Genomic DNA, 25515 nt, shown 5'->3' on the forward strand with positions numbered 1-25515 from the left:
ACTTTGAACAAGAAACGCATGATCGGCCTGGTCGCTCCAGTCCTCGCAGCCAGCCTGCTCCTCGCCGGCTGCGCCGGCGGCGGTGCGAGCAACGCCACGACGGGCACGCTCAAGTTCTACACGGACAAGGCCGCGTGGAAGCCCCAGTTCCAGTCGCTGAACGCCACGTCCCAGAAGGACGAGAAGATCAGCCTCAACACCACCGGCTACTCCGACGAGAACCAGTACCAGGCGTTCGTGAAGCAGTCGTTCCGCACCCAGCAGAGCCCCGGCCTGTTCACCTGGTCGACCGGTGACTCGCTCAAGCAGCTCGTCGACCAGAAGCTCGTCGCCGACACCTCCGCCATCTGGTCACAGGCGGTCGCCTCCGGCAATGTCAGCAAGGACCTCGAGAAGTACTACACGTTCAACGGCAAGCAGTACTGCGTCCCGATGAACATCGCCTACTGGGTCATGTACTACAACAAGAAGATCTTCGACAAGTACGGCATCGACAAGCCGACCAGCTGGGACGAGCTGATGGCCGACGCCGCGAAGCTCAAGTCCAACGGGGTCACGCCGTTCTACCAGACCAGCACCCTGTTCACGTTCCCGTGGTTCGAGACGCTGGTCGCGGGCACCGACCCTTCGCTCTACAAGGGCCTCGGCGACGGCTCGGTCAAGTACACCGACCCGCGCATCGTGAAGATCATGGACACCTGGCGCGACCAGGAGAAGAAGGGCTGGTTCAGCGACGCGGGCAGCAAGACCGACCCGGCCCAGATGCTGAAGCAGGGCGACGCCGCGATGATCAACTTCGGCACGTTCTTCGGAGCGTCGCTGGACGGCGTCGGTATGAAGGCCGGCTCGGACTACGACTACTTCATCATCCCCTCCGTCGACTCGAGCCTGGGCAAGACCCCCGTTCCGGTCGAGACCGGCCCGCTCTGCGTCGCCAACAGCTCCAAGCAGAAGGACCTCGGCCTCGCATACTCCAAGTGGTGGATGACGGCCGGCGCCCAGACCGCCTGGAGCAACGCACGCGGCGACGTGCCGTTCAACCCCAAGGCCACCGTCAAGGATGCAGGCCTGAAGGCACTCGGCACCGAGATCGCGGGTGACAAGTACCAGCTCGTCACGCGCTACTTCGAAGCGGCGCCCACCCCCATCCTGAACGTCGCACTCGAAGAGTTCGGCGCCTTCTCCGCCAACCCCGGTGACCCGATGCCGTACCTGACCAAGATCCAGGACGCCGCCGACAAGTACTGGGCAACCCAGAAATAGAACGTGACCACACGTAAAGAGCAATACCGCTGGGCCGCCCGGGGCTTCGTAGCCCCGGGCGCCCTCCTGGTGGCCGTCCTCCTCTACCTCCCGCTGCTGTGGACGCTGTTCCTCAGCTTCACCGACTACAACGGCCTCGGCGACCCGAAATGGGTCGGGCTGGCGAACTACGCCACCATGTTCGACGACCCCGACTTCCTCGGGTCGATGTTCAACACCCTCCTCTGGGTCGTCGGAACGCTCGTCGTCCCGGTCGGCCTCGGACTGGTCCTGGCCCTCGCGACCTACAACATGAAGGGCGGCGTCTGGCTTCGGCTCCCGTTCCTCATCCCCTACGCGATCTCGGGAATCGGCGTCGGCCTCATCTGGTCGTTCGTCCTCCAGGACGGCGGCGCGCTCGACCAGGCGCTGAACTTCTTCGGGATCATGGACACCCCTCGCTGGCTCCTCGACGCCCCGCTCAACACCATCGTGATGATCATCGCCGCAGCGTGGCAGGGCGTCGGCGTGAACGCCCTGCTCTTCACCATCGGCCTCCAGTCGATCCCCAAGGAGCCCCTCGAGGCTGCACGGGTCGACGGTGCGACCGGGTTCCGGATGTTCACCACCATGCTCTGGCCCATGCTGCGCCCGCTCACCACGGTCGTGATCGGCCTCTCGATCGTCGCCAGCCTCAAGACCTTCGACATCGTCCTCGGGATGACCAAGGGCGGACCTGGGCGCGTCTCGGAGACGCTCGCCCTCACCATGTACAACGACACCTTCGTCAACAGCCAGTACGGCCTCGGGTCGGCGATCGCGGTGTTCCTCACCGTCGTCACGCTGCTCGCCTCCGTGCTGTACCTGCGCCAGCAGCTGTCGCGGAAGAACCAGTTCTAGGAGCGGATGATGGCAGCTCGCATCGCACGGACGACAGCGCTCGTCTTCTTCGGCATCATCTGGCTCCTGCCGGTCTACCTGCTCGTCATCAACGCGAGCAAGTCGCCGACGAACTACGACTCGAAGCAGTCGTGGATCCCCAACGGCACGGCCCTGCTCGACAACATGGTCCAGGCCTGGCAGCTCAGCAACCTCGGCGACAGCGTCGTCAGCACCCTGATCTACAGCATCGTCTCGCCGCTCATCGCGGTCGTCGTCGGCGCCGCGGTCGGGTTCGCGATCGTCGCCCTGAACCTGAAGAACGGGTTCTGGTGGTTCGTCTTCATCTTCGGCGGAACGGTGTTCCCGCTGCAGATGGTGCTGCTTCCGTTGTTCGACGGATACTCCCGGGTCGGGCTGTTCGACACCCAGCTCGGCATGATCATCGTGTACACGGCGATCTCGATCCCGTTCTCGGCCTTCGTCATGCGCAACTTCTTCACCGGCATCGCGCACAACGTGTTCGAGGCGTCGGTGGTCGACGGCGCATCCACAGTGCGCATCTTCTTCCGGATGTACCTGCCGATGGCGTCGAGCGCGCTCATCGCCATCTTCATCCTCCAGGCGACGTTCATCTGGAACGATCTGCTCCTCGGGCTCACCCTGAGCCAGTCGGACAGTGTGCGGCCGATCGTGACGACCCTCGCGGGCATGCAGAGCACCTACGGCGGCGCCCAGCTGTCCACGGTGCTGGCGGCGGGCATCCTCGTCTCGCTTCCGACGGTCGTGCTGTTCCTCTTCACCCAGAAGTTCTTCTCCCGCGGCCTCGCACTCGGCCAGTACTGAACCCCAACCACCTGGAGTCCCCATGCCCCGGACCATCCCGTCCGTCGACGACCTCGCCGCCGATGTCATCACCCACCATTACGACGACCTGGTCGCTCCCGCCGGCCTGACGAATTTCCTGGGCACGGTGCAGGTGGGGCACGACCTCACGGCACTCCACGCGGTCACGTTCCCGCCGGTCTCGCAGGGGCTCGCCGCCACCGGCGTGCTCTTCGTCGACGGGCGTGTTTTCGAGTCGTACGGCGTCCCGGTCTCGCACGCGTGGCGTCCGGACCGGGTCGTCCGTTCGGCGACCCTGCCCGGGCTCGCGATCGAGACGACCACGGTGTGCGTGCCGGGCGAGACGGCGGTCGCGGTGGACATCCGCGTCACCAACACCGGGGGGACGTCTCGCATCGTGACGCTCACCCTGGCCGCGAACGCCCGGGTGACCCGCTCGGCCGGGTCGTGGGGGGATGCGGAGTCCCCGAGTATCCGCAACACAGTGGTCGTCGACGAGTCAGGAACGCGGCTCATCTTCACGGATGACGACGCGACGGCCTGCAGTGTCCAGGGCCTCGATCGCGCCGGCTCGGCCCGACGCAGTGCGGTTCCCCCCACCCCCGTCGACGACTTCGAGGTCGGCATCGGTGGCCTCGGCCGCGGCGGCGAGCTCTCGGTCGAACTCGTCATCGAGCCGGGTGCGACGGAGCGCGCCGGTTTCGTCCAGTCGGTCGCGACCACGCATGAGGAGGCCGTGGCCGTGTTCGACCGTGTGGCCGCCGACGTCCCCGGCGCCGTCGCGTCGGCCGAAGCATTCTGGAACGGTCAGCTCGAGGCGGTCTTCACGCCGGGCAACAGCGAGTACTCCGGGCATCTGCCGACGCTCGAGACGTCATCGGACGCGCTCCGCCGCATCTACTGGTGGGGTGCCCTCGGTGTCATCTGGTTCCGGCGCGAGTTCGCAGGCAACGTGCTCGGGCGCAGCTACGACACGCTGATGCCGAACTACTGGTCGACGACCACGTTCATCTGGGACTACAGCCTGAGCTCCGTGGTCCACGCGATGCTCGACCCGCAGGTCATGCGCCGCCAGCTGAGCCACTGGATCGCCAGCGACATCCACACCCACTTCGGGACCTCGTCTCTCACCGGCGGCCCGGTCGGCCGGTGGTACTCGGTCAACGACTACGCGATGACGCGCATGGTCAACGACTACGTACGCTTCACCGGCGATACCGGATTCCTCGGTGAGCGCATCGGCGTCGCCGGCCGCGACAGCGAGACGGTCGCCGAGCACACCGTGGGATGGTCGGAGGCCTGGAAGGGACTCCGCAGCGCGGGGAACCTGGCCGATTACGGCGAGATCGACAACCTGCTCGAATGCGTCAGCTCGTACACGCACGAGGTCGCGAGCCTCAACGCCGCCAACGTGTGGAGCATGCGCACGGCCGCAGCCCACCAGGAGCTGCTCGGCAACGGCGACGAGGCTGCGCGCCTGCGCGCCGAGGCCGACGAACTGCTCCCCCACGTCACCGGGCTCTACCTCGACGGGACGGGGCATTTCGCCGCCGGCCAGCCCGACGGAACGCGCATCCCGGTGCGGCACTGCTACGACTTCAACGTGGTCGGGACGACGATCGCCGGCGACCTGGACCCCGAGACCCGCGCCGAGATGGTGCGGTTCTTCCAGCACGACCTGCAGACGCCGAACTGGATGCGCGCCCTCTCGCCGTGGGACCCGGACGCCAGCTTCAGCGTGCGTCCCGACCACCAGTGGAACGGGGCGTACCCGGCGTGGCCGGCCGATGCCGCCCGCTCGCTGATCGCGCTCGGCGCACAGGATGTCGCTCTCGGCTGGCTCGAGGGGCTCGCCCTCTCGACCAATCAAGGACCCGCCGGCCAGGCCCACTTCGTCGAAGAGGCCATGCCGCCGATCGGCGCCGGCGCACGCAAGGCTCCGCCGCAGCTGCCGTACATCAACGACTGGGCCTGCTCCTCGTCGGGCGCCTGGGTCGCGATGGTACTGGAGTCGGTGTTCGGGATGCACGTGGCGGTCGACGGGACGGTCACGGCAGACGGATGCGTCGCAGCCCTCGACCCGGATGCCACGCTCTCCGGCGTGCGCGTCGGTGACGCCAGCTATCGCATCCACGCCGACGGACGGGTGATCGCCGAATGACGGACGCCCCGGTCGGCGCGGTGCCGCTCGTCGAGGTCCCGCTCGTCGGCGGACCGGTGGAGATCCGCGGGGCGATCACCGTCGACCAAACAGCGAACGGTGTGCTGCCTCGTCGCCTCGGGGCGGCGGCCAGGCGCCAGCTCCCCGACGACTTCATGCGCGCATCCGTGTCGCAGAGCGCTGGGATCCGGCTCGCGTTCCGCACGGCGGCGACGCGCATCGAGCTGACCGTGCTCGCGACGAAGATGATCGAGAGCAAGACGGCACCGATGCCCGCCGCGGCCTACGAACTGGTCGTCGACGGTGTCGTGGTGCAGAGCCGGGAATCCAGTGCGGGCAACCGGTTCGTCTTCACCTTCGAGCGCCCGGATGCCTACCTCGTCGACGGCGAGGCGGACACGCTCCGCTTCGACGGGCTGGCCGCCCGGATGAAGAACGTCGAACTGTGGCTGCCGTACACGGACGAGGTGGAACTGCTCGGGCTCCGCGCCGATGCGTCCGTGGAGGCTCCTGCGCCGGCGACGGGTCGCACGTGGCTGCACCACGGCAGCTCGATCAGCCACGGTTACATCGCGAGCGGGATCGGAGCAACCTGGCCGGTCGCGACGGCACGTGCCACCGGGGTCGAGCTCACCAGCGTCGCGTTCTCCGGCAACGCCGTGCTCGACCCGCTGACCGCCCGGACCATGCGCGACGCGCCCGCCGACCTGATCAGTGTGAAGATCGGGATCAACATCGTCAATGGCGACCTGATGCGGCTGCGAATCTTCCGCACGGCTGTACACGGGTTCCTCGACACGATCAGGGACGGCCATCCGACCGCTCCCCTACTGGTCGTGTCACCGATCTTCTGCGCTCCGGTCGAGACGGCCGCCGGTCCGACGATCCAGGACCCGGACCGCACCGACGTCTGGACCACCACCGCGGGCACGGAGGACGACGTTCTCACCGGCAAGCTGAGCCTCGGGGTGATCAGGTCCGAGCTGGAGCGGATCGTTCGGGAACGGGCGGAAGCCGACCCGGCCATCCGGTACCTCGACGGACGTGAGCTGTACGGTCCGGCCGACGCCGAGCGTCTGCCCCTGCCGGACAACCTGCACCCCGGCGACGACGTGCAGGCCCTGATGGCCGAGCGGTTCGCGGCGCTGGCCTTCGGCCCCGGCGGAGCGTTCGCCGATCGCTGACCGGCGTGCGGTCAGCGCGTGGGGGTGGCGTCGTCGACGGGGACGATCTCGGCAGCGGCGACCTCCGCAGCGTCGACCTCCGCAGTGTCGGCCTCTGCCGGATCTGCCTCGGTCGCGACCTCGGTCTCGACCACGCCGGCCGCAGCCACGCCGTGCTCCAGCGGGAGCGACACGCTGAACGTCGTCGCGCCCGGCACGCTCGACACGCCCACCTCGCCGCCGTGCGCTTCCACGACCGCCTGCACGATCGCGAGGCCGAGACCGGTGCTCCCCGTCGTCCGTGCGCGCGAACTGTCCGCGCGGCTGAACCGCTCGAACAGGGTCGCCTGGAACTCCTCGGGGATGCCGGGGCCGTCATCCGTCACTTCGATGCGGGCGCGATCGGCCTCCTCGTCGACGCTGAGGCTCACCGTCACGTGGGTGCCCTCCGGCGTGTGGACACGCGCATTGGCGAGCAGGTTCATCAGGACCTGGTGGAGGCGCGACTCGTCGCCGATCACCTCGACGGGCGTGTCGGGCAGGTCGAGACTCCAGCGGTGGTCGGGACCTGCGGCGTGGGCGTCGCTGATCGCGTCGACGAGCAGGATCGACAGGTCGACGGGATCGCGTTCGAGGTCGCGGCCCTCGTCGAGGCGCGCGAGCAGCAGCAGGTCCTCGACGAGCGAGGTCATCCTCGTCGCCTCCGACTCGATGCGCCCGATCGAGTGCGTGACATCGTCGGGCAGGTCGTGCGGGCTCCTGCGGGTGAGCTCTGCATAACCGCGGATGGACGCGAGGGGGGTGCGGAGCTCGTGGCTCGCATCCGCGACGAACTGCCGCACCTTCTTCTCGCTCGCCTGGCGGGCCGTCAGTGCGGACCCGATGTGGCCGAGCATCCGGTTCAGGGCGGCGCCCACGGTGCCGACCTCGGTGTGCGGGTCGGTGTCCTGCTCCGCCACACGGACCGACAGTGCGACCTCGCCGTGATCGAGGGGTAGTTCGGCGACCTCCTGCGCCGTGCTTGCCACCCGTACGAGCGGACGCATCGCGAGCCGGACGACGAAGTTCGCGATCAGGAACGCGAAGATGAGACCCGCGAGCGTGACCAGGGCGATCACGAGGGTCAGCTGGGTCACCGTCGCGTTCACCTCGTCGAGGGGAAGCCCGATGATCACACTGTCGCCGTTGATGAGCTGGGCTGCGGCCACGCGGTAGTCCCCGAGCTCGGAGCCGAGGTTGACGGTGCGCGGCTGGCCATCGGCGGGCAGCGAGAGCAGCTCGGACGTCGGCACCGGCACGATCTGCGGAGAGACCGGTCCGTTCGGCGCGGCACCGCTCGGGCGCTTCGCGAGGATGACCGGGTAGATGAGCATGTCACCGCTGCGGACGACCCCGAAGGTCCCGACCGGCTGGCCGGGCGTGTTCACGATGCGGGTCACCTCCGGTCCGGTGGGGGCCGAACCGTAGACCAGGTCGGCAGCGTGCTGACCGCGCTCGACCGCGCTGGTCAGCTGCGTGTCGAGCCGATTCAGCAGATAGCTCTGCAACGCGAAGACGCTGACCGCTCCGATCACGGTGCCGAGCACGGCCAGCATCGCGACGACGACCAGGACCACGCGGCTGCGCAGTGTCCAGGAACGGAACGGGCGGATGCGCGGCACCCACCCCCATCCGCGTCGCCGTTGCGGACTGCCGGGCACGGCCGCCGCAGGAGCGGTCTGGGTCACGTCGCAGCCTTGACCATGTACCCGGCTCCCCGGACGGTGTGGATCATCGGGGCGCGGCCGGAGTCGATCTTCTTGCGCAGGTAGGAGATGTACAGCTCGACGACGCTCGACGATCCGCCGAAGTCGTAGCTCCACACGCGGTCGAGGATCTGGGTCTTGCTGAGCACGCGGCGCGGGTTGCGCATCAGGAAGCGCAACAGTTCGAACTCGGTCGCGGTGAGCGCGATGGGCGAACCGTCGCGCTGGACCTCGTAGCTGTCCTCGTCGAGCACCAGGTCGCCGACGACCAGCACAGGATCGCTCGCATCGGCGACAGCGCTGCGGGAGCGGCGGAGGAGGCCGCGCAGGCGTGCGACGAGCTCTTCGAGGCTGAACGGCTTCGTGACGTAGTCGTCGCCGCCCGCCGTGAGCCCGGCGATCCGGTCGTCGAGCGAATCCTTCGCGGTGAGGAAGAGGACCGGCGCCTCGTTGCCGTCCGCGCGCATCCGGGACAGCACCTGCAGCCCGTCGATGTCGGGGAGCATGATGTCGAGCACCACCACGTCCGGACGGAACTCGCGCGCGATCGTCAGGGCCTGCTGCCCGGTCGAGGCGGTCTTGACCTCCCAGTCCTCATAGTGGAGGGCCATCGAGAGCAGGTCGGTCAGCGTGGACTCGTCGTCGACGACGAGCACGCGGATGGAGCTGCCGTCGGCACGACGCAGGACGGTTCGCGGCTGGGTGGAGGCGCTCGTGTTGGCGCGGGAGTTGATCGTCACAGTCCCATTATCGTGAGACTCCTCGAACTGCACTATGGGAATGCTTTGTACAACCTGTGAGCGAAAAGTCTCAGGATCTGCGCGCCGTCCACAGCTGGACCACAGGCGCGCCATAGTGCGGCCAAAAGCGACGTGCCTACTGTCGCATCATCAGGCCGCAGCCCGCCATGGGCGGTATCCGCAGCGCGCCTGCCGTCGAGGAGAACAATGTTCGGCACCTACCTGCGACGCGAGCTCGTGAACCGCCGTAAGCAGACGATCATCATCGCTGTCGGTATGGCACTCGCGATCGCGCTCGTGATCATCGTCAACGCCGTCTCTGCCGGAGTCAAGGACGCGCAGGCGAGCGTGCTCCAGTCGGTCTACGGCGTCGGCACCGACATCACCATCACGCAACCGGCCACGGCGCAGGGCTCGACAACTACGCAGGCGGGCGGGGGCGGACCCCGGTTCGACTTCGGGGCCGGTGCGGGCGCACAGGACTCCACAGGTACCGGCCGCACGATCCACACCTCGCGGCTCGCCTCGGCGCGCGGCGCGGCCACGATGGACGCGACCGCGATCACGACCACGCAGGGCGTGAACAACGTCGCTGCCGCGGCCGGAGTGCTCTCCCTGACGAACACGACCTTCGACGGGGTCCTCCCCGACTTCCAGCAGCTGCGCCAGCAGCGGCTGCAGCAGCAGGCCGGCGGCGCAGGCTCGACCCCGGCCCCCACGGGCGGGGCGGATGGTGCCGGCGGCAGCTCCTTCACCGTCGACTCGTTCTCGGTGCTCGGCCTCGATCCCGCCGGCGATGCCGTCGGACCGCTGTCGTCCGTGACACTGACGAGCGGCCGGACCTTCACCAAGGCGGATGCCGGCAAGGACGTCGCCGTGCTCGACGCGACCTACGCCAAGACGGCGTCGAAGGTCAGCGGTGACACGGTCACCATCGGCGGCACGAACTTCACTGTCATCGGAATCGTCTCGGCGACAGGCGCCGATTCGACGACCGCCTCGAACGCGTACATCCCGCTCGATGTCGCCCAGAAGCTCTCCACCGAGACGGGCAAGATCAGCGCGGTCTATGTGAAGGCTTCGTCGGCGAGCGACATCGACCAGGTCAAGACCGACCTCACCAAGGCGCTGCCCGCGGCGACCGTGAGCACCCAGGCGGATCTCGCATCCAGCGTCTCCGGCTCTCTCGGAACCGCCGGCCAGCTGGTGGCCAACCTCGGAACCTGGCTGTCGATCATCGTCCTCGCCGCGGCGTTCCTCATCGCGATCCTCTTCACCATCTCGGGCGTCACCCGGCGCACCCGCGAGTTCGGCACACTCAAGGCGATCGGCTGGAGCAACCGTCGCGTCGTCGGGCAGGTCGCCGGCGAATCGGTCGTCCAGGGGCTCATCGGAGGTGTCGTCGGCGTCGTGATCGGGTTCATCGGCGTCGCGGTCGTGAACGCGATCGCTCCCACACTCACCGGCGGCATCAGTAACGGCTTCGCTGATGCCGCCGGGCGAGTCGCTCGCGCCGGCACGGGGACCGGCGGGACCGGCGGGACCGGCGGCGGAGGAGGAGGCTTCGGGGGCGGAGGCTTCGGCGCAGGCGGGTTCGGCGCGGCTGCGCGCCAGGCCGCCGCATCCACCACCGACATCGCACTCCACGCACCCGTGACCGTCTGGGTGATCGTGATCGCGGTCAGCCTCGCCATCCTCGGCGGCCTCATCGCCGGCGCGTTCGGCGGATGGCGCGCAGCGCGCCTGCGCCCGGCCGCGGCCCTCCGCTCGGTCAACTGATCGCCCACCCCGTCGAACGCCAGTCAGGAGCTTTCGTGTACACCCTCACCAACGTCACCAAGACGTATACCCAGTCCCGCCGCAACGTCACCGCGCTCAACGATGTGAGCATCGAGATCCCGGACGGCCAGATGGTCGTGATCCAGGGACCGACCGGCGGCGGCAAGTCCACCCTGCTGCAGATGCTCGGTGCGCTCGACCGCCCGACGTCCGGCTCGGTGGAACTCGAGACGTCGAGCCTGTCGAAGCTCGGCGACAGCAAGCTCACGAAGATCCGGGCGACCGAGATCGGTTTCGTCTTCCAGGGCTTCAACCTGATCCCGACGCTGACCGCGCAGGAGAACGTCGAGACGGCGCTGGCGCCGCTGCGGGTGAGCGGAGCGGAGCGCAAGCGTCGCGCGACCGAGGCTCTCGTCTCGGTCGGACTCGGCGACCGCGGCAGCCACCTGCCGTCGGAGCTGTCGGGCGGCCAGCAGCAGCGTGTCGCCATCGCGCGCGCCCTCGTGAAGAACCCGGATGTGCTGCTCGCCGACGAGCCGACGGGCAACCTCGACGAGGAGACCCGCGACGAGATCATGGACCTCCTCGAAGGTCTGTGGCGCGACCGCGGCCTGACCCTCATCGTCGTCACGCACGACTCGGCGATCGCGAAGCGGGCGCAGCGCCGCCTGCACATCAAGCACGGCCAGGTGAAGGAGGTCGCCTGACGGCTCGTTCGCCGAGAATCGCCGTTCGCGCCGAGAAGACCCGGCAGAGCAGCGATTCTCGGCGCGAACGGCGACTCTCGCCGCGCGCGGAGGCACCGCGCGCGCCAACAGGCTACTCGGGCAGCACCGTGAGGCCGAGGGACTGGACGAGCACGGCCGCCTGCGCAGCGTCCACGGTGGCGCCCTTCAGCTGTGCCGTCAGCGGGTCGAGCGAGCCGAGGTCGCTGCCACGCAGGTCGGCACCGGTGAAGTCGGCTCCCTCCATCCATGCCCCGGAGAGGTCGCAGCCGTCGAAGGTCGCGCCGTCGCAGCGCGCGCGGTTGAGGTCCGCCTCGCGCAGCCGCACGCCGTGGAAGGTCGTGCCGCTGAGCTTTGCACCGGGCAGCCCGACGAACGACCAGTTGCCGCCCGCGACATCCATGAGGTCAAACGAGCATCCGTCGAACATGCTGCCGGTGAGTTTGCACCGGGTGAACGACGCGTCGAAGAAGTTGCACCGCGTGAAGGTGCAGTTGATGAACGCGCTCTCGGTGTGCTTCGACACGTTGAACCGCACATTGCTGAACGTGCACTCGGTGAACACGGCCGCGGTGGTCGCGGCTTCGGTCAGATCGACGTCGAAGAAGGCGACGCGCGTGAACTCGACCCCGTCGAGCTCGCGCGCGTACCAGTCCTCGCCGCGGATCTCCGTCTCGGTCCCGGGAGCATCCGCTCCACCCCTGCGCTCCGCCATGCGTTCATCCTAGGCAGCGGATGCGTCGCGAGGGCGACCGCTCAGTCCTGGTTGGAGAACGCTGCGTCGAAGGATGCGGTGGGCAGCTTCCAGAGCAGCGAGCGGATGTAGCCGACGGCCTCCGCGGCGCCGTGCAGCCGGTCCATGCCCGCGTCCTCCCACTCGATCGAGATCGGGCCCGCGTAGCCGATCGAGGCCAGCGCGCGGAACGCGTCCTCCCACGGCACGTCCCCGTGCCCGGTCGAGACGAAGTCCCAGCCGCGTCGCGGGTCCCCCCACGGCAGGTGCGACCCGAGCACTCCGGCCCGGCCGTTCTTCGGCCGCAACCGGGTGTCCTTGCAGTCGACGTGGTAGATCCGGTCCTTGAAATCGACGATGAACCCGACCGGGTCGATGTCCTGCCACATCATGTGGCTCGGATCCCAGTTGAACCCGAACGCCTCCCGGTGGTCGATCGCCTCGAGCGACCGGGCGCTCGACCAGTAGTCGTAAGCGATCTCCGACGGGTGCACCTCGTGCGCGAACCGCACGCCTTCGCCGTCGAACACGTCGAGGATGGGGTTCCAGCGGTCGGCGAAGTCCTGGTAGCCGGCGTCGATGACTGCGGCCGGCACGGGCGGGAACTGGGCGACGTACGGCCAGATCTTCGACCCGGTGAACCCGACGACCGTGTCGACCCCGAGCCGCCGCGCGACCTTCGCTGTGAGCTTCAGCTCCTCCGCGGCACGCTGCCGCACGCCTTCCGGGTCGCCGTCGCCCCACACCTTCGAGCCGACGATCGCCTGGTGGCGGAAGTCGATCGGGTCGTCGCAGACCGCCTGGCCCTTCAGATGGTTGGAGATCGCCCAGACCTTCAGGCCGTAGCGGTCCAGGATGTCGAGCCGGCCCTGCAGGTAGTCGTCGTCCTCGGCGGCTCGCCACACATCCAGGTGCTCGCCCGAGCAGGCGATCTCGAGGCCGTCGTAACCCCACTCGCTCGCGTGCTTCGCGACCTCTTCGAGCGTCAGGTCGGCCCACTGGCCGGTGAACAGTGTGACCGGATGCGTGGACTTGAGTCCGGTGGATTCTTCGGTCATGGGCGTGATCCTTCCTCGATCTCGATCCAGGTGCCGGACTCGGCGGCGTCGATGACCGCATCCGTCACGCGCACGGCGCGCAGTCCGTCCGCGAACTGCGGCAGTCCGTCCGGCATGTCGCCGCGGACGGCGGCATAGGTGTCGGCGACGAACGCGTTGAACGCGTCCTGGTAGCCCTGCGGATGCCCCGACGGCACGACACACAGCCGCGCCGCGTCGTCGTGCAGCTGGTCCGCGTCGCGCGGGAGAAGCAGGCTGCCGGCCCTGCGGCCGACCCAGAGCGTCTCCGGCTGCTCCTGGTCGAACGCCACGCTCTCCGCGCTGCCTGCGATCTCGAGGTGGAGCCGGTTCTTGCGCCCGGGCGCGACCTGCGAGACGAGAAGCGTGCCGATGGCGCCGGACGCCGTCTCGAGGACGACGGCCACGGCATCCTCGGTGGTGATGGCGCTGTGGGCGGCACGCTCGGCGAAGACCGTCTTCTTCGTCGCGGAGACGCGGGTGACCCGGTCGCCGCTGACGAATTCGACGAGGTCGACCAGGTGCGAGCCGATGTCCGCGAACGCCCGCGACCGGCCGCCCTGCTCCGTGTCGACGCGCCAGTTGTCGTCGTCGGCGCCGAGCAGCCAGTCCTGGAGGTACGACCCGGCAATGCTGAGCACCCTTCCGGCCGTGCCGTCGCGGAAGCGCGCCCGCGCCTCGCGCACCATGGGGTGGAAGCGGTAGACGAAGGGCACGGTCGCGACGCGCGCGCCCGCCGCTGCGACCATCCGCTCGGCGTCGGGGACCGTGGTCGCCAAGGGCTTCTCGCACACGACATGCTTGCCGGCCGCGAACGCGGCAAGGGCCTGGTCGGCGTGCAGCGCGTTCGGCGTGGTGACGTGCACGACGTCGACCGCGTCATCGGCGAGCAGGTCGTCGAAGGACGCGTACGCCGTCTCGATGCCGAGCGCATCCGCTGCCGTGGCCGACTTCTGCGCCGTCGACGAGGCTATGCCGACGAGCCGTGCCCGGCCTGCCCTCGCCGCCCGGGAGTGCACGGTCGCCATGAATCCGCCGCCGACGATGGCGACGCCGAGGTGGTCGGCACCCATCCGGGTCAGGCTCCCGCGAGGGTGGAAGCCCGCGGATCCCAGTCCTCAGGCAGGCTGGGCGCGACGTCGACGGTGCTCTCGACGACGACGGGGGTTCCGGAGGTGCCGGCCTCGATCGTCGAGACCATCACGTCGAGCACGTGGTACGCCTGTTCTCCGGATGCGCGCTCCGGGCGACCGGCACGGATGGCGCGCGCGAGCTCGAGCACGCCGGTTCCGCGCGTGCTCGTCGACCCGTGTGCCGGGATCGTCTCCACCTCGTCGCGGCTGCGATGGATGACGAGGTCTCCGTCGAACGTGTTCGGATCGGGGACGACGAGCGTGCCCTCCGCACCGGCGACCTCGAACTGCGTACGCGCGAGCTTCGAGTCGAAGCTGAACACGCACTGCGCCGTCGTGCCGTTCTCGAATTCGTACAGCGCGCTGACGTGGGTGGGAACCGTCACGCTGAACTCTTCGCCCGCGCGCGGGCCGGAGCCGATGATGCGGGTCTCGCGGGCCTTGGACACCGCAGCGCTCACCTTCGCGACCGGGCCGAACAGCTGCACCAGCGTGGTGATGTAATACGGGCCGATGTCGAAGAGCGGGCCGGCGCCCTCCTGGAACAGGAAGTCCGGGTTCGGATGCCAGGACTCAGGGCCGGGGCTCTGCATCAGGGTCAGTGCGGTCAGCGGTGCGCCGATCGCACCGCTCTCGACGAGCCGGCGCGCAGACTGGATGCCCGCACCGAGGAAGGTGTCGGGCGCGGTTGCGACGCGCAGCCCGGCGGCGTGGGCCGCATCCAGAAGTTCCCGGCCGCTCTCGCGGTCGAGGGAGAACGGCTTCTCGCTCCACACGTGTTTGCCTGCGGCGAGCGCACGGAGTGCCACTTCGACGTGGACCCTGGGGAGGGTCAGGTTGACGACGATCTCGATCGCGTCGTCGGCGAGCAGCTCGTCGACCGAGCCGGACCCCGCGACGCCGAACGCGGCCGCCTGGCTGCGTGCGCGCGCCTCGTCGATGTCGGCGATGAAACGCACCTCGAGGTCGGGGAACGCCGTGAGGTTCGTGAGGTACTCGGTGCTGATGACCCCGGCGCCGATGATGCCGACGCCGACCCGGCCGGTTCCCGCGCTCATGCGAGGCCCTTCGAGGTGAGGTAGGTGTAGCTGTCGGCGATGGCCTGGAAGCGGTCGCCGCGCGAGTCGTCCAGCTCGATGACGCGGAGCGCATCCGGGGCCGCCGCGATGATGTCCGCAACGGGGAGCGAGCCCTGTCCGACGGCGACCTGGTCCTTCGTCTCCGTGGTGGCGGGGCCGTCCTTGATGTGGAGCGCGACGACACGGTCGCCGAGCCGCTTCAGCAGTTCGACAGGGTCGTGGCCGCCGACGGCGACCCAGTAGGTGTCGACTTCGAGCACGACGCCGTCGTCTAGCTGACCGGCGAAGTATTCGAGCGCGGTGACGCCGTCGACGGTGTTCTCGAGCTCGTGAGCGTGGTTGTGGTAGCCGACGCGCACCCCGTGGTCGGCGGCGACCCTGGCCGCGGCGTTGAGCTGGGCGGCCGTCTCGTCGATGTCCGCCTGGGCGGTCCAGCGGTCGGGGGTGACGTACGGGTCGATGACGGTCTCGATGCCGAGCGCCTTCGCGGCCTCGAACACGGGAGCAGCATCGCTGCCGATGAAGCTCTGGTGCGTGGTCGGGGCGCTGAGGCCGGCGTCCGCCAGACCGCGGGCCAGTGCTTCGCCGAAGGAGACGAATGCGAACGGCTCGACCTGGGTGAAGCCGAGGTCGGCGAGACGCTGGAGCGTTCCGGCCGTGTCTTCCTGTAGAAGTTCCCGCACCGTGTAGAGCTGCACGGAAAGTTTGGACTGGGTCACGATTCTCCTCGTCGAGTGATTCTGGATGCGCGCTGGGCGTGCCTCCATTCAACCAGACTTCTGTCGGTTGTCAATCAAAAGTCGCCTGCCGATCGCCATCTTTTGCTGTGCGCGCGGAGACAATGTGATTCAATGACTTCCATGAGCGACTTCGTGCGGGAGCGGCCCCTCGTGGCGCCCGAAGCCGCGTCGCTCCTCGCGATCCTCCGCGACGGCGTGCCACGCACCAGGGCCCAGCTCGCGGAGCTCACCGGCCTTGCCCGCTCGACCATCTCGACCCGCATCGACTCGCTCGCCGCCTCCGGCCTGATCAGCCCCGCCGGCGACGCTGTCTCGACCGGCGGCCGTCCGCCCGCGCGCATCGCGTTCCGGCCCGAGTCGCGCATGGTCGTCGCCATCGACCTCGGTGCGACGCACGGGGTGGTCGCCATCGCCGATCTCGCGGGCACCATCCTCGAGAGCGAGTCCCGCAGACTCGCGATCGAAGACGGGCCGGAGCCCGTGCTCGGCTGGGCGCTCGCCACCGCGGAACGTTTGGTCGCCGACACCGGCCGGCCGCTGGACGACCTGATCGGCATCGGTATCGGTGTGCCCGGCCCGGTAGAGCACTCGACCGGCATGCCGATCAACCCGCCGATCATGCCCGGCTGGGATCGCTTCGACATCCCCGCCTTCGTCGGCGCGAGCTTCCCCGGCATGCCCGTGCTCGTCGACAACGACGTCAACCTCCTCGCGCTCGGCGAGCAGGCCACCGCCTGGCGCGACCAGTCCGACCTGCTCTTCGTGAAGGTCGCCACCGGAATCGGCGCCGGCATCATCAACGGTGGGCGCCTCCAGCGCGGCGCCCAGGGGTCGGCGGGCGACCTCGGGCACGTCCGCGTGCCCTTCACCGCGGAGACCGCAACTCACAGCGCGAAAGATGCGGATCTCGAAGCCCTCGCCAGCGGGCCGGCGATCGCGCGCTCCCTGACCGCGGCCGGCATCCCCGCTGCGACCAGCGAGGACGTCGTGACCCTCGCCCGCACCGGAAACCCGGTCGTCCTGCAGGCGATCCGCCAGGCCGGCCGCGACCTCGGCGAAGTCGTGGCGACCTGCGTCAACCTCCTCAACCCGTCCGTCGTCGTCATCGGCGGCAGCATCTCCCGCGTCGGCGAACAACTGCTCGCCGGGGTCCGCGAGGTCGTCTACCAGCGATCGACTCCCCTCGCGACCCAGCATGTGACCATCACGCAGTCGAAGGCCGGCGAGACCGGCGGCGTGCTCGGTGCGGCCATCATGGTCATCCAGCACGTCCTCGATCCCGAGATCGCACGCTCTACGCCCGTCCGGCGCTGACGCATCCCGGCTCCCGGAAGGCACAGAACACCCAACGCATACGGAAGGACTCGTCATGAGCACGAAGACGAAGGACAGCAAGCCGGCGCTGCGCGTCGGAGTGGTGGGGCTCGGATGGGCGGGCCAGCAGCACATGGACGCGTTCGCTGCGCTCGACGGCGTCGAACTCGTCGCCCTCGCCGGGATGGAGGACGAGGCGCGGGAAGAGCTCGGCGACCAGTACAGCGTGGCCCGCCTCCACCGGGACTGGAAGGACCTGGTCGCCGAGGGAGATCTCGACATCGTCAGTGTCGCGGTTCCGACCTTCCTGCACGCTCCGATCACCATCGGCGCGCTCGAAGCCGGGATGCACGTGCTCTGCGAGAAGCCGATCGCACGCAGCGCGACGGAGGCGCAGGCGATGGTGGATGCGGCACGCTCGGCAGGGCGCGTACTCGAGATCGCCTTCAACCACCGCCGCCGGGGAGACATCGAAGCCCTCAAAGCGGCCATCGACGCCGGAACCATCGGGCGGCCGTATCACGGCAGGGCGATCTGGCTGCGCCGCGCGGGCATCCCAGCGCTCGGCAGCTGGTTCACCAACCGCGAGATGGCCGGCGGAGGCCCGCTGATCGACCTGGGCGTGCACGTACTCGACTATGCGCTCCACCTCTTCGGCGAACCGACCGTGACAGCGGTCTCGGCCGTGACCCATGCCGAACTCGGAACCCGCGGACTCGGCGGCGCGGTCTCCGCGAAGCAGCAGGTGGGATCGGCCTACGAGGTCGAAGACCTCGCGAGCGTTCTGCTGCGGCTGGAAGGCGGCGGGTCCCTGATGATCGAGACCAGTTGGGCCGCGTACCGGCCGGCCGGCGACGAGTTCGGGATCACGATCTACGGCACCGAGGGCGGCGCGGACCTTCGGGTCGTCGACTACGCGCCGGTGGGCGAGCTGACGATCTTCACCGGACAGGACGAGACGAGCGAAGACGTCGTCGTGAAGGCGGACCCGGGGCGGGGCCACCGTGCGGTGGTCGAGACCTTCATCGGGCACGTCCGCGACACCGGGCACTGGGCTGACTACGACGGCTCGCTCGCACTCGAACGCGCACGCGTGATCGACGCGTGCTACGAATCCGCCGCCGCTGGGGCCGAGGTCGTCCTCGCGCCGGCGACCGCCTGACGGAGAGGACAAGAACGATGAGCGCACTGCGTGTGACCGTCTGGAACGAAGGCGTGCACGAGACCACCCAGCCCGAGATCGCGGCGATCTACCCGAACGGGATCCACTGCGCGATCGCGGAAGGGCTCGCCGGCCTGCTCGACGGGGCCAGCATCCGCACCGCCACCCTGGCGGATCCGGAGCACGGCCTGAGCGAGGAGGTGCTCGCCGCAACCGACGTGCTCCTCTGGTGGGGGCACATCGCCCACGACCAGGTCGACGACGAGATCGTCGAGCGGGTGCGCAGGCACGTGCTCGGCGGCATGGGTCTGATCGTGCTGCACTCCGGTCACTTCTCGAAGATCTTCATCCGGCTGCTCGGCACGACCTGCTCGCTGGCGTGGCGCAACGAAGCCGAACGCGAGGTGGTGTGGACGGTCGCACCCACGCATCCGATCGCCCAGGGCGTCGAGCAGCCGATCGTGATCGACCACCAGGAGATGTACGGAGAGTTCTTCGACATCCCGACGCCGGACGATCTCGTGTTCATCAGCTCGTTCACCGGCGGCGAGGTGTTCCGCTCCGGCGTGACGTTCACCCGGGGTCGCGGCAAGATCTTCTACTTCAGCCCGGGCGACCAGGAGTACCCGGTGTACTTCCACCCGCAGGTGCGCCGGGTGCTCGCGAACGGGGTGCGGTGGGCGGCTCCTGCCGAGGGCGAGCGGCGCATCCCCGAGGTCTCGAACCCGTCGGTGGACTGGTTCGCGCGCTGAATCGCCTCGAGCCGGAGAGTGCCAGACCGAGGCGCACCGCTTTTGATGGCGGGGGGAAATCGCGCCGTGCACCCCGGTCTGGGATCGAATCACCAGTGTTATCGTGATTCGTGTTTTACGATAGCGCATATTTGTCCGAGGCGCGAATACATCGAACTAGCCCCTCTCGCCTCCGAGCGGACGGATCGGCCAGACTGAGACGGTGACCAGACTCGAATTCCTTCCGACGCCCCGCCACACGGATCCGGCCGATGCCCCTCCCCTGCGCTGGGGCATCCTCGCGCCGGGCGTGATCGCACACGACTTCGTCGACGCGCTGCGGGCCCATACCCGCCAGCAGGTCGTCGCCGTCGGGTCACGCAGTCTCGACCGTGCGGCCGCGTTCGCCGTGCACCACGGCTTCGACCGCGCCCACGGCTCGTACGAGGAGCTGGTCGCCGACCCCGCGGTCGACGTGATCTACGTCGCCTCGCCGCACAGCGAGCATGCCGCCCACGCGCATCTCGCCATCGCCGCGGGCAAGCATGTGCTGATCGAGAAGCCGATGGCCGTGACGGCGGCAGACGCCCGCGGGATCGCGGAGGCCGCACGGGCGGCGGGCGTGTTCGCCATGGAGGCCATGTGGACGCGCTATCTGCCGCAGACGGACATCGCCCGGCAACTGCTCGCCGATGGGATGCTCGGTGACGTGAAAGTCGTCACCGCGGACTTCGGCGGGGCCGCCCCTTACGACCCGTCCGGCCGGCTGTGGGCGCCGGCCCTCGCCGGAGGCGCCCTGCTCGACCTCGGCGTCTACGTCGTCTCCTGGGCGTCCTTCGCCCTCGGAACGCCGGAACGCGTTTTCGCGACCGGCGAGCTCGCACCCACCGGCGTCGACGCCCAGGTGGCGCTCGTCCTCACCTCCCCCGGCGGCGGCCAGGCGCTCCTCAGCACGAGCCTTCTGTCGGGCACACCCTCCCTCGGCACCATCAGCGGAACCGTGGGGAGGATCGAGACGGATGCTCCGTTCTGGGGCCCGAGCGGCATCCGGTTCCACGCGTCCGACGGGGAGATCCTGCATTGGTCCGACCCGTTCGGCCGGCCGCACCGGCAGGGGATGTCGTACGAGGCCGCCGCGCTCGCCCGCTACATCGCAGACGGACTGAGCGACTCGCCGCTCCATCCGCTCGACGAGGCGATCACGACTCTGGAGACCATCGACGAGGCTCGCCGCCAAGTGGGCTACCGGGACGTCGCCGCCGGGGCACAATAGACAGGTGACCGACCTGATGTTGACCTTCCCCTGGGAGGTCGACGTGACGGCGAAACCCGCCCATCTCTCGTACGAGACCCGCATCGTGGCCCGCGCGAGCGACCGCGTCGCCTGGCTGCGGGCGCGGAGCCGCGGCATCACCGCCACGGACGTCGCCAAGCTGTCGACGCCGCGATCCGTTCACAACGCCGCGCTCGACAAGCTGCATGGCACGGGCTTCACGGGGAACGTGTACACCGAGCACGGCCGGGCACGCGAACCTCAGATCGCTTCGTGGGTGCGCGCGAAGTACGGCATCGAGCCCAGCGACGCGCTCTTCCACGCCGAATCGAGCCGCCGGCACCTCGCGACACCGGACGGCATCGTCCTGCGCGACGACGGGACCATCGAGCTCGCCGAGATCAAGACGACGAACAAGAGCTGGCGCAGCATCCCCCGCCACTATCTGCGGCAGGTCTGGTGGCAGCAGTACGTCATCGGTGCCGAACGCACCCTGTTCGTCTGGGAGCAGCACGACGACTTCGTCCCGATCGCCGGGGAGCCCGAGTGCCGCTGGATCGACCGCGACGAGAACGAGATCGCGATTCTGGTCCACCTCGCGGACCAGCTGCTGGCGACCCTTATGCGGACTCGCTGAGCCCGGACGGCCCCGGCCAGCCGGGCTCGCGCATCCGCTCGTGGGCTTCGGCGCTGTGCGGCTCCCGGAGGTGCACGGCGGCGAGCCGCGGATCGCGCCCCTCGACGATGAGCGCGAGGCCGTACGTCGCGAGCCACGCGATCGCCACGGTCATGCCCGCGAACTCCAGCCACGCTCCGAAGTCGACCGCGATGTGCACCAGGGCGAGCAGACCGCCCGCACCGGAGATCACGCCGACAGCGATGCTGCTCACCAGTGAGAAGCGCGCGATACGCGGCCGGCGGCGCGAGAAGGCGACCTGCAGCATCGCGTAGCAGGCGGCCGCGAACCCGAGCACCGCGAACACGGTGTGGGTGAGATCCTGCACGGTCGAGCGCGAATCGACGATGGGCACAGGACACGTCGCGGTGCACGTCACCTGCGAGGCGACGGCGAAGCAGGCCCCGGCGAAGCCGATCGTGACCGCGGGGAGCCAGCGGTTCAGTACCGGCACATCCGGCCGGGCGTGGCCTGCGGCGAGCGCGATGGCGATCCCGCCGCCGGCGATGCAGAGCAGTGCCACCTCGAACGCCCCGGCAGTGGGTGCGCTCACGGCGCCCAGTTCGCTGACGTAGACCGGGTACGGCACGGTGAAGCGTGCTGCCCAGATGATCACGAGCCCACTCAGGACGGAGCCGGTGCCGAAGACGACGAGTGCGGGAGTCGCGCGCTGCCACGCACGGGCCAGCGGACCGGACACACCTCTCACCCGGAACTCCTCGCCGTCGACGGGCCGGCGGCGGATCCGTCCGGCATTGCGAAGAATCGTAACCCGCGGACCTGAGCGGTTCGTGCACAACCCGACCGGTCGGCCGGACACCGAGAGGGGGTATTCGAAACGGATTGTTCACAACCGGTGACGCCCCCGTAACACGGGTGACGCATTGGCGGGTTTGACTGGGATACGACACGTGGCGCGGCCCGACCGGCGGTGCGGACTGTCAGCGGTGACGACGAGGGGACGATTCATGCACGAGACCATGCGGGCCGCAGTCATCGACGGACCTGGGGAGCCGGGGGTCTTCCGTGTGGCCGACCTCGTCGTCCCCGAGCGGGTGAGCGCCGAGTTCCTGGTCAAAGTGGTCGCCGCGGGCGTGAACCCGATCGATGCGAAGACCCGCTCCGGTCGCGGCGTCTACGGGGCCATCCGCAATTTCCCCAGCGTCCTCGGCCAGGACTTCAGCGGCGTCGTCGTGCAGTCCCCCTACGACGCGCATCCGATCAAGCCGGGCGACGAGGTCTTCGGCATGGTGATGGTCCCCCGGTTCGGTGGAGCATACGCCGAGTACGTCACGGTGCCGTCGATCAGCGTCGTGCGCAAGCCGAGCACCCTCTCGCACATCGAGGCGGCGGGAGCACCGGTCGCAGCGCTGACCGCCTGGGGAATGGTCGTCGAGGTGGCCAAGGCCCACGAGGGGCAGCGGATGCTCATCCACGCCGGCAGCGGAGGCGTCGGCCATTTCGCCGTGCAGTTCGCCTCGTACTTCGGTGCGCACGTGATCGCGACGTCCTCGGCGCGCAACCTGGGATGGCTGCGCGAGCTCGGTGCCTCCGAGGTCGTCGACTACGCGAGCACCCGCTTCGAGGACGTCGTCTCGGAGGTGGATGTGGTGATCGACCTGGTCGGGAACGTCCACGACGACACCGGCTCGCGTTCGCTGAGCGTGCTGCGGCCCGGCGGGCTGATCGTGAACGTGCCGACGGGCAGCTGGCCCGGGTTCGCCGAGCAGGTCGCGGCCGCCGGTGTGCGCGGTACCGCGTTCAAGGTCGCGCCGGACGGCCACAGCCTCGCCGTGGTCGCGCGATTGCTCGAATCCGGCGCGGTGCGCGTGCACGTGGACCGCATCTTCGACCTCGACGACGTGGCCGATGCGCACCGGATGCTCGAGTTGGGGCACACCAGGGGCAAGCTCGTGCTGAAGGTGGCCGAGGGCTGAACTCGGCCCGGGCGCGACGGCTCAGCGCCCGCCGGCTCAGCGCCCGCCGGTCCGCGTCAGAGCGCGCGCTCCATCACCCAGTCGTGCTCGAGGCGATCGCCGACGAGGAAACGCTTCGACCCGATCCGCTCGAACCCGTGCTTGCCGTAGAAGCGCTGGGCTCGCTCGTTCTCCTCGTTGACGCCGAGCCAGATGGCGCGGGCGTTCCGGGCCGACGCGGCGTCGATGCTCGCGCGCATGAGGAGTCCTGCGACCCCGGCGCCGTGGTGCCCGGGGAGCACGTAGCACTTGCTGAGCTCGATCGTGGGCCGCACGCGGACGACGGCCGCCACATCCGGATCGGCCGGTTCGCCGTGGACGAGCATCGCGTACCCGACGGCCGCGCCGTCCGCTGACTCGGCGAGCAGGACATCCCTCGTCGGGTCTGCGAGGTACAGAGCGAAGCACTCCTCGGAGAGCACGGTCGCGATGAAGTGAGCCTTCGCCTCGTCGGTCGTGTGCGGCGGGCACGCGAGCGGGAAGGTCGCGGCTGCGACCGCGGCGAGCGCGGGCGCATCCTCGGTGGTCGCCGGTCGGACGGTCACGGTCATCCGCCCACTGTAGCGAGCATCCAGCCGGCCGCAATGCCGCGCGAGCAATTCAGGAATCCGTGTGACAGGAGTGCACGGGAGTGGCGCACCGCGGGCCAAGTACGCCCCAGGAGCCACTCCCGTCACACGATCTCCTGAACGACGAACGCGACTCAGCCGGCGAGTGCGAGCGAATCCTCGGCCGACGACGGCTCGTCAACGAGGTAGCGCGCGTACGCCCCGATCGTCAGGAATGTCGGGAACTCCGGCTGCAGCGCGACGTCGCTGAGCACATCCGCCGCCTCCGCGAAGCGGTTCCTCGGAGTCCCGCCGAGGCGCTCTGTCTCCTGCAGGAGGATGCGCGTCACCAGCTCGGTATCGATGAGGATCCCCTCCGCCGTCACCGTGCGGTTCTCGATCCACTGCCAGAGTTGCGATCGCGAGATCTCCGCGGTGGCCGCATCTTCCATCAGGTTGTCGATCGCCACAGCACCGATGCCGCGCAACCACGCCTCGATGTACCTCAGCGCGACCGTGACGTTGTCGCGGACGCCTTCGAGCGTCACTTCGCCGCCGATCGAACCGATGTCGAGCAGCTGCGCGCCGTCGACGTGGACGTCGTCGCGCCGGCGCTCCAGCTGGTTCGGCCGGCCGTCGAGTACTGCATCGAACTCGGCCTGCGCCGTGGCCACGAGGTCCGGATGCGCGACCCAGGTCCCGTCGAACCCGTCACCGGCTTCGCGCCGCTTGTCGGCTCCGACCTTCTCGAGGGCCTGCTCGGTCACCAGCGGATCGCGCCGGTTCGGGATGAACGCGCTCATGCCGCCGATGGCATACGCACCCCGGCGATGGCAGGTCGCGACGAGCAGTTCGGTGTATGCGCGCATGAACGGGACGGTCATCGTGATCTGCTTGCGGTCCGGGAACACGAAGCGCCGCCCTCGCGACCGGAAGGTCTTGATGATGCTGAAGATGTAGTCCCAGCGGCCGGCGTTCAGGCCCGCGCAGTGGTCGCGCAGCTCGTAGAGGATCTCCTCCATCTGGAACGCCGCCTGGATGGTCTCGATGAGCACCGTCGCGCGGATCGTGCCCACGGGCATCCCCGTGTACACCTGGGCGAAGACGAAGATGTCGTTCCAGAGGCGTGCCTCCTCGTGGCTCTCGAGCTTCGGCAGGTAGAAGTACGGCCCGCGTCCGGCCGCGACGAGCCGGGCGGCGTTGTGCCAGAAGTACAGACCGAAGTCGACGAGGCTGGCGGACGCCGCCATGGACCGGCCGGCCCGATCCGTGAACTCGATGTGCTTCTCGACGAGGTGCCAGCCACGTGGGCGCACGACGATCGTCGGCGTCTCCTGCGCTGTGACGGTGTACTGCTTGCCCTCGGGGCTCGTGAACGCGATCGCGTCCCGAACCGCGTCGAACAGCGAGACCTGGCCGCCGATGATGTTCGCCCAGGTCGGGCTCGTCGCATCCTCGAGGTCTGCCAGCCACACCCGCGCCCCCGAGTTGAGCGCATTGATGGTCATCTTCGGATCGGTCGGTCCGGTGATCTCGACGCGCCGGTCCTCGAGGCCGGGGCCGGCTCCCGCGACCCGCCACGACGCGTCCTCGCGGATGCTCTGGGTCTCCGGCAGGAACTGCGGGTCGCGCCCGTTGGTGGCGTCGACGCGCTTGCGCAGGCGTTCGGCGAGCAGTTCGTGCCGCCGTGCAGCGAAGCGCTCGTGCAACTCCCGCAGGAACTCGATCGCCTCAGGCGTCAGTATCTCGTCGAAGCGATCCCCGATCGCTCCCGTGATCTCGATCATGGTCTTT

Annotated in this window: 23 protein-coding genes; 13 read left to right on the top strand and 10 right to left on the bottom strand. The window is 69.0% G+C overall.

What is annotated here, in order from left to right; genetic code table 11:
- Positions 1-3: 3 nt before the first annotated feature.
- From ACV7NN_RS06680 to ACV7NN_RS06700, 5 genes are read left to right on the top strand one after another with little or no spacing between them, the layout of a single operon-like run.
- Entirely contained in the window at positions 4-1263 is a 1260-nt protein-coding gene (locus ACV7NN_RS06680; RefSeq protein WP_463348790.1) for an ABC transporter substrate-binding protein, read from the top strand.
- 3 nt (positions 1264-1266) lie between these two features.
- On the top strand, positions 1267-2142 hold the full coding sequence (locus ACV7NN_RS06685; protein ID WP_463348791.1) for a carbohydrate ABC transporter permease: 876 nt from the start codon (positions 1267-1269) through the stop codon (positions 2140-2142).
- A 9-nt stretch (positions 2143-2151) separates the two neighbouring features.
- The gene (locus ACV7NN_RS06690; RefSeq protein ID WP_463348792.1) at positions 2152-2967 is read left to right on the top strand and encodes a carbohydrate ABC transporter permease; all 816 of its coding nucleotides are present in this window, start codon (positions 2152-2154) and stop codon (positions 2965-2967) included.
- Between the two features lie 22 nt (positions 2968-2989).
- Positions 2990-5128: a hypothetical protein gene (locus ACV7NN_RS06695; protein ID WP_463348793.1), complete on the top strand. Its 2139-nt coding sequence runs from the start codon at positions 2990-2992 to the stop codon at positions 5126-5128.
- Positions 5125-6312: a GDSL-type esterase/lipase family protein gene (locus tag ACV7NN_RS06700; RefSeq protein ID WP_463348794.1), complete on the top strand. Its 1188-nt coding sequence runs from the start codon at positions 5125-5127 to the stop codon at positions 6310-6312. Before ACV7NN_RS06695 ends, ACV7NN_RS06700 begins: the two co-directional genes overlap by 4 nt.
- Positions 6313-6323: 11 nt before the next feature.
- Here the strand turns inward: ACV7NN_RS06700 and ACV7NN_RS06705 are convergent, their stop codons facing one another.
- Both ACV7NN_RS06705 and ACV7NN_RS06710 read right to left on the bottom strand, forming a co-directional pair.
- Positions 6324-8018 carry a sensor histidine kinase gene (locus ACV7NN_RS06705; RefSeq protein WP_463348795.1) on the bottom strand — a complete coding sequence of 565 codons (1695 nt, stop codon included), beginning with the start codon at positions 8016-8018 and terminating at the stop codon, positions 6324-6326.
- Positions 8015-8776 (bottom strand): response regulator transcription factor, encoded by a 762-nt coding sequence (locus ACV7NN_RS06710; RefSeq protein ID WP_463348796.1) that lies wholly within the window; start codon positions 8774-8776, stop codon positions 8015-8017. The genes ACV7NN_RS06705 and ACV7NN_RS06710 overlap by 4 nt, the downstream gene beginning before the upstream one ends.
- A 207-nt stretch (positions 8777-8983) precedes the next feature.
- On the opposite strand from ACV7NN_RS06710, the gene ACV7NN_RS06715 reads away from it, so the two are divergent.
- Both ACV7NN_RS06715 and ACV7NN_RS06720 read left to right on the top strand, forming a co-directional pair.
- A complete protein-coding gene (locus tag ACV7NN_RS06715) occupies positions 8984-10555 on the top strand; it encodes an ABC transporter permease (RefSeq protein WP_463348797.1) in 1572 nt (523 codons plus the stop codon).
- Between the two features lie 35 nt (positions 10556-10590).
- Complete coding sequence (locus tag ACV7NN_RS06720; protein WP_463348798.1) at positions 10591-11262, top strand: ABC transporter ATP-binding protein; 672 nt, start codon at positions 10591-10593, stop codon at positions 11260-11262.
- 112 nt (positions 11263-11374) lie between these two features.
- Here ACV7NN_RS06720 and ACV7NN_RS06725 read toward each other — a convergent pair whose 3' ends face one another.
- From ACV7NN_RS06725 to ACV7NN_RS06745, 5 genes are read right to left on the bottom strand one after another with little or no spacing between them, the layout of a single operon-like run.
- Positions 11375-11995: a pentapeptide repeat-containing protein gene (locus ACV7NN_RS06725; protein ID WP_463348799.1), complete on the bottom strand. Its 621-nt coding sequence runs from the start codon at positions 11993-11995 to the stop codon at positions 11375-11377.
- Between the two features lie 41 nt (positions 11996-12036).
- Entirely contained in the window at positions 12037-13071 is a 1035-nt protein-coding gene (locus tag ACV7NN_RS06730; protein ID WP_463348800.1) for a sugar phosphate isomerase/epimerase family protein, read from the bottom strand.
- Positions 13068-14162: a Gfo/Idh/MocA family protein gene (locus ACV7NN_RS06735; RefSeq protein ID WP_463348801.1), complete on the bottom strand. Its 1095-nt coding sequence runs from the start codon at positions 14160-14162 to the stop codon at positions 13068-13070. Before ACV7NN_RS06735 ends, ACV7NN_RS06730 begins: the two co-directional genes overlap by 4 nt.
- Positions 14163-14167: 5 nt before the next feature.
- Positions 14168-15280 carry a Gfo/Idh/MocA family protein gene (locus ACV7NN_RS06740; protein WP_463348802.1) on the bottom strand — a complete coding sequence of 371 codons (1113 nt, stop codon included), beginning with the start codon at positions 15278-15280 and terminating at the stop codon, positions 14168-14170.
- Positions 15277-16020 (bottom strand): sugar phosphate isomerase/epimerase family protein, encoded by a 744-nt coding sequence (locus ACV7NN_RS06745; protein ID WP_463348803.1) that lies wholly within the window; start codon positions 16018-16020, stop codon positions 15277-15279. The genes ACV7NN_RS06740 and ACV7NN_RS06745 overlap by 4 nt, the downstream gene beginning before the upstream one ends.
- Positions 16021-16161: 141 nt before the next feature.
- Here ACV7NN_RS06745 and ACV7NN_RS06750 point away from each other — a divergent pair, with 141 nt between their 5' ends.
- From ACV7NN_RS06750 to ACV7NN_RS06770, 5 genes are all read left to right on the top strand, one after another.
- On the top strand, positions 16162-17355 hold the full coding sequence (locus ACV7NN_RS06750; protein ID WP_463348804.1) for an ROK family protein: 1194 nt from the start codon (positions 16162-16164) through the stop codon (positions 17353-17355).
- Positions 17356-17410: 55 nt separating this feature from the next.
- The gene (locus ACV7NN_RS06755) at positions 17411-18517 is read left to right on the top strand and encodes a Gfo/Idh/MocA family protein (RefSeq protein WP_463348805.1); all 1107 of its coding nucleotides are present in this window, start codon (positions 17411-17413) and stop codon (positions 18515-18517) included.
- A gap of 17 nt (positions 18518-18534) precedes the next feature.
- On the top strand, positions 18535-19269 hold the full coding sequence (locus ACV7NN_RS06760; RefSeq protein WP_463348806.1) for a ThuA domain-containing protein: 735 nt from the start codon (positions 18535-18537) through the stop codon (positions 19267-19269).
- A 202-nt stretch (positions 19270-19471) separates the two neighbouring features.
- The gene (locus tag ACV7NN_RS06765) at positions 19472-20521 is read left to right on the top strand and encodes a Gfo/Idh/MocA family protein (RefSeq protein ID WP_463348807.1); all 1050 of its coding nucleotides are present in this window, start codon (positions 19472-19474) and stop codon (positions 20519-20521) included.
- Between the two features lie 4 nt (positions 20522-20525).
- Positions 20526-21158, top strand: a complete 633-nt coding sequence (locus tag ACV7NN_RS06770) for a YqaJ viral recombinase family protein (protein ID WP_463348808.1) — start codon at positions 20526-20528, stop codon at positions 21156-21158.
- On the opposite strand, the gene ACV7NN_RS06775 is transcribed toward ACV7NN_RS06770, so the two are convergent.
- Positions 21142-21906: a DUF998 domain-containing protein gene (locus tag ACV7NN_RS06775; RefSeq protein WP_463348809.1), complete on the bottom strand. Its 765-nt coding sequence runs from the start codon at positions 21904-21906 to the stop codon at positions 21142-21144. The genes ACV7NN_RS06770 and ACV7NN_RS06775 overlap by 17 nt on opposite strands.
- Positions 21907-22165: 259 nt before the next feature.
- Here ACV7NN_RS06775 and ACV7NN_RS06780 point away from each other — a divergent pair, with 259 nt between their 5' ends.
- Positions 22166-23134: an NADP-dependent oxidoreductase gene (locus tag ACV7NN_RS06780; RefSeq protein WP_463348810.1), complete on the top strand. Its 969-nt coding sequence runs from the start codon at positions 22166-22168 to the stop codon at positions 23132-23134.
- A 56-nt stretch (positions 23135-23190) separates the two neighbouring features.
- Here the strand turns inward: ACV7NN_RS06780 and ACV7NN_RS06785 are convergent, their stop codons facing one another.
- Positions 23191-23724 (bottom strand): GNAT family N-acetyltransferase, encoded by a 534-nt coding sequence (locus ACV7NN_RS06785; RefSeq protein WP_463348811.1) that lies wholly within the window; start codon positions 23722-23724, stop codon positions 23191-23193.
- Between the two features lie 152 nt (positions 23725-23876).
- Positions 23877-25508, bottom strand: coding sequence for a malate synthase A (gene aceB / locus ACV7NN_RS06790; RefSeq protein WP_463348812.1), 1632 nt, complete (start codon positions 25506-25508; stop codon positions 23877-23879).
- Positions 25509-25515: the final 7 nt, after the last annotated feature.

The organism is Leifsonia sp. Ger2509 (assembly GCF_055231915.1).

Bases quoted from the DNA above. Each gene is read 5' to 3' on its own strand.
- ACV7NN_RS06725 (WP_463348799.1), bottom strand. From the start codon at position 11,995: ATGGCGGAGCGCAGGGGTGGAGCGGATGCTCCCGGGACCGAGACGGAG.
- ACV7NN_RS06730 (WP_463348800.1), bottom strand. From the start codon at position 13,071: ATGACCGAAGAATCCACCGGACTCAAGTCCACGCATCCGGTCACACTG.
- ACV7NN_RS06715 (WP_463348797.1), top strand. From the start codon at position 8,984: ATGTTCGGCACCTACCTGCGACGCGAGCTCGTGAACCGCCGTAAGCAG.
- ACV7NN_RS06755 (WP_463348805.1), top strand. From the start codon at position 17,411: ATGAGCACGAAGACGAAGGACAGCAAGCCGGCGCTGCGCGTCGGAGTG.
- ACV7NN_RS06780 (WP_463348810.1), top strand. From the start codon at position 22,166: ATGCACGAGACCATGCGGGCCGCAGTCATCGACGGACCTGGGGAGCCG.
- ACV7NN_RS06740 (WP_463348802.1), bottom strand. From the start codon at position 15,280: ATGAGCGCGGGAACCGGCCGGGTCGGCGTCGGCATCATCGGCGCCGGG.
- aceB (WP_463348812.1), bottom strand. From the start codon at position 25,508: ATGATCGAGATCACGGGAGCGATCGGGGATCGCTTCGACGAGATACTG.
- ACV7NN_RS06785 (WP_463348811.1), bottom strand. From the start codon at position 23,724: ATGACCGTGACCGTCCGACCGGCGACCACCGAGGATGCGCCCGCGCTC.
- ACV7NN_RS06690 (WP_463348792.1), top strand. From the start codon at position 2,152: ATGGCAGCTCGCATCGCACGGACGACAGCGCTCGTCTTCTTCGGCATC.
- ACV7NN_RS06735 (WP_463348801.1), bottom strand. From the start codon at position 14,162: ATGGGTGCCGACCACCTCGGCGTCGCCATCGTCGGCGGCGGATTCATG.
- ACV7NN_RS06700 (WP_463348794.1), top strand. From the start codon at position 5,125: ATGACGGACGCCCCGGTCGGCGCGGTGCCGCTCGTCGAGGTCCCGCTC.
- ACV7NN_RS06750 (WP_463348804.1), top strand. From the start codon at position 16,162: ATGAGCGACTTCGTGCGGGAGCGGCCCCTCGTGGCGCCCGAAGCCGCG.
- ACV7NN_RS06695 (WP_463348793.1), top strand. From the start codon at position 2,990: ATGCCCCGGACCATCCCGTCCGTCGACGACCTCGCCGCCGATGTCATC.
- ACV7NN_RS06760 (WP_463348806.1), top strand. From the start codon at position 18,535: ATGAGCGCACTGCGTGTGACCGTCTGGAACGAAGGCGTGCACGAGACC.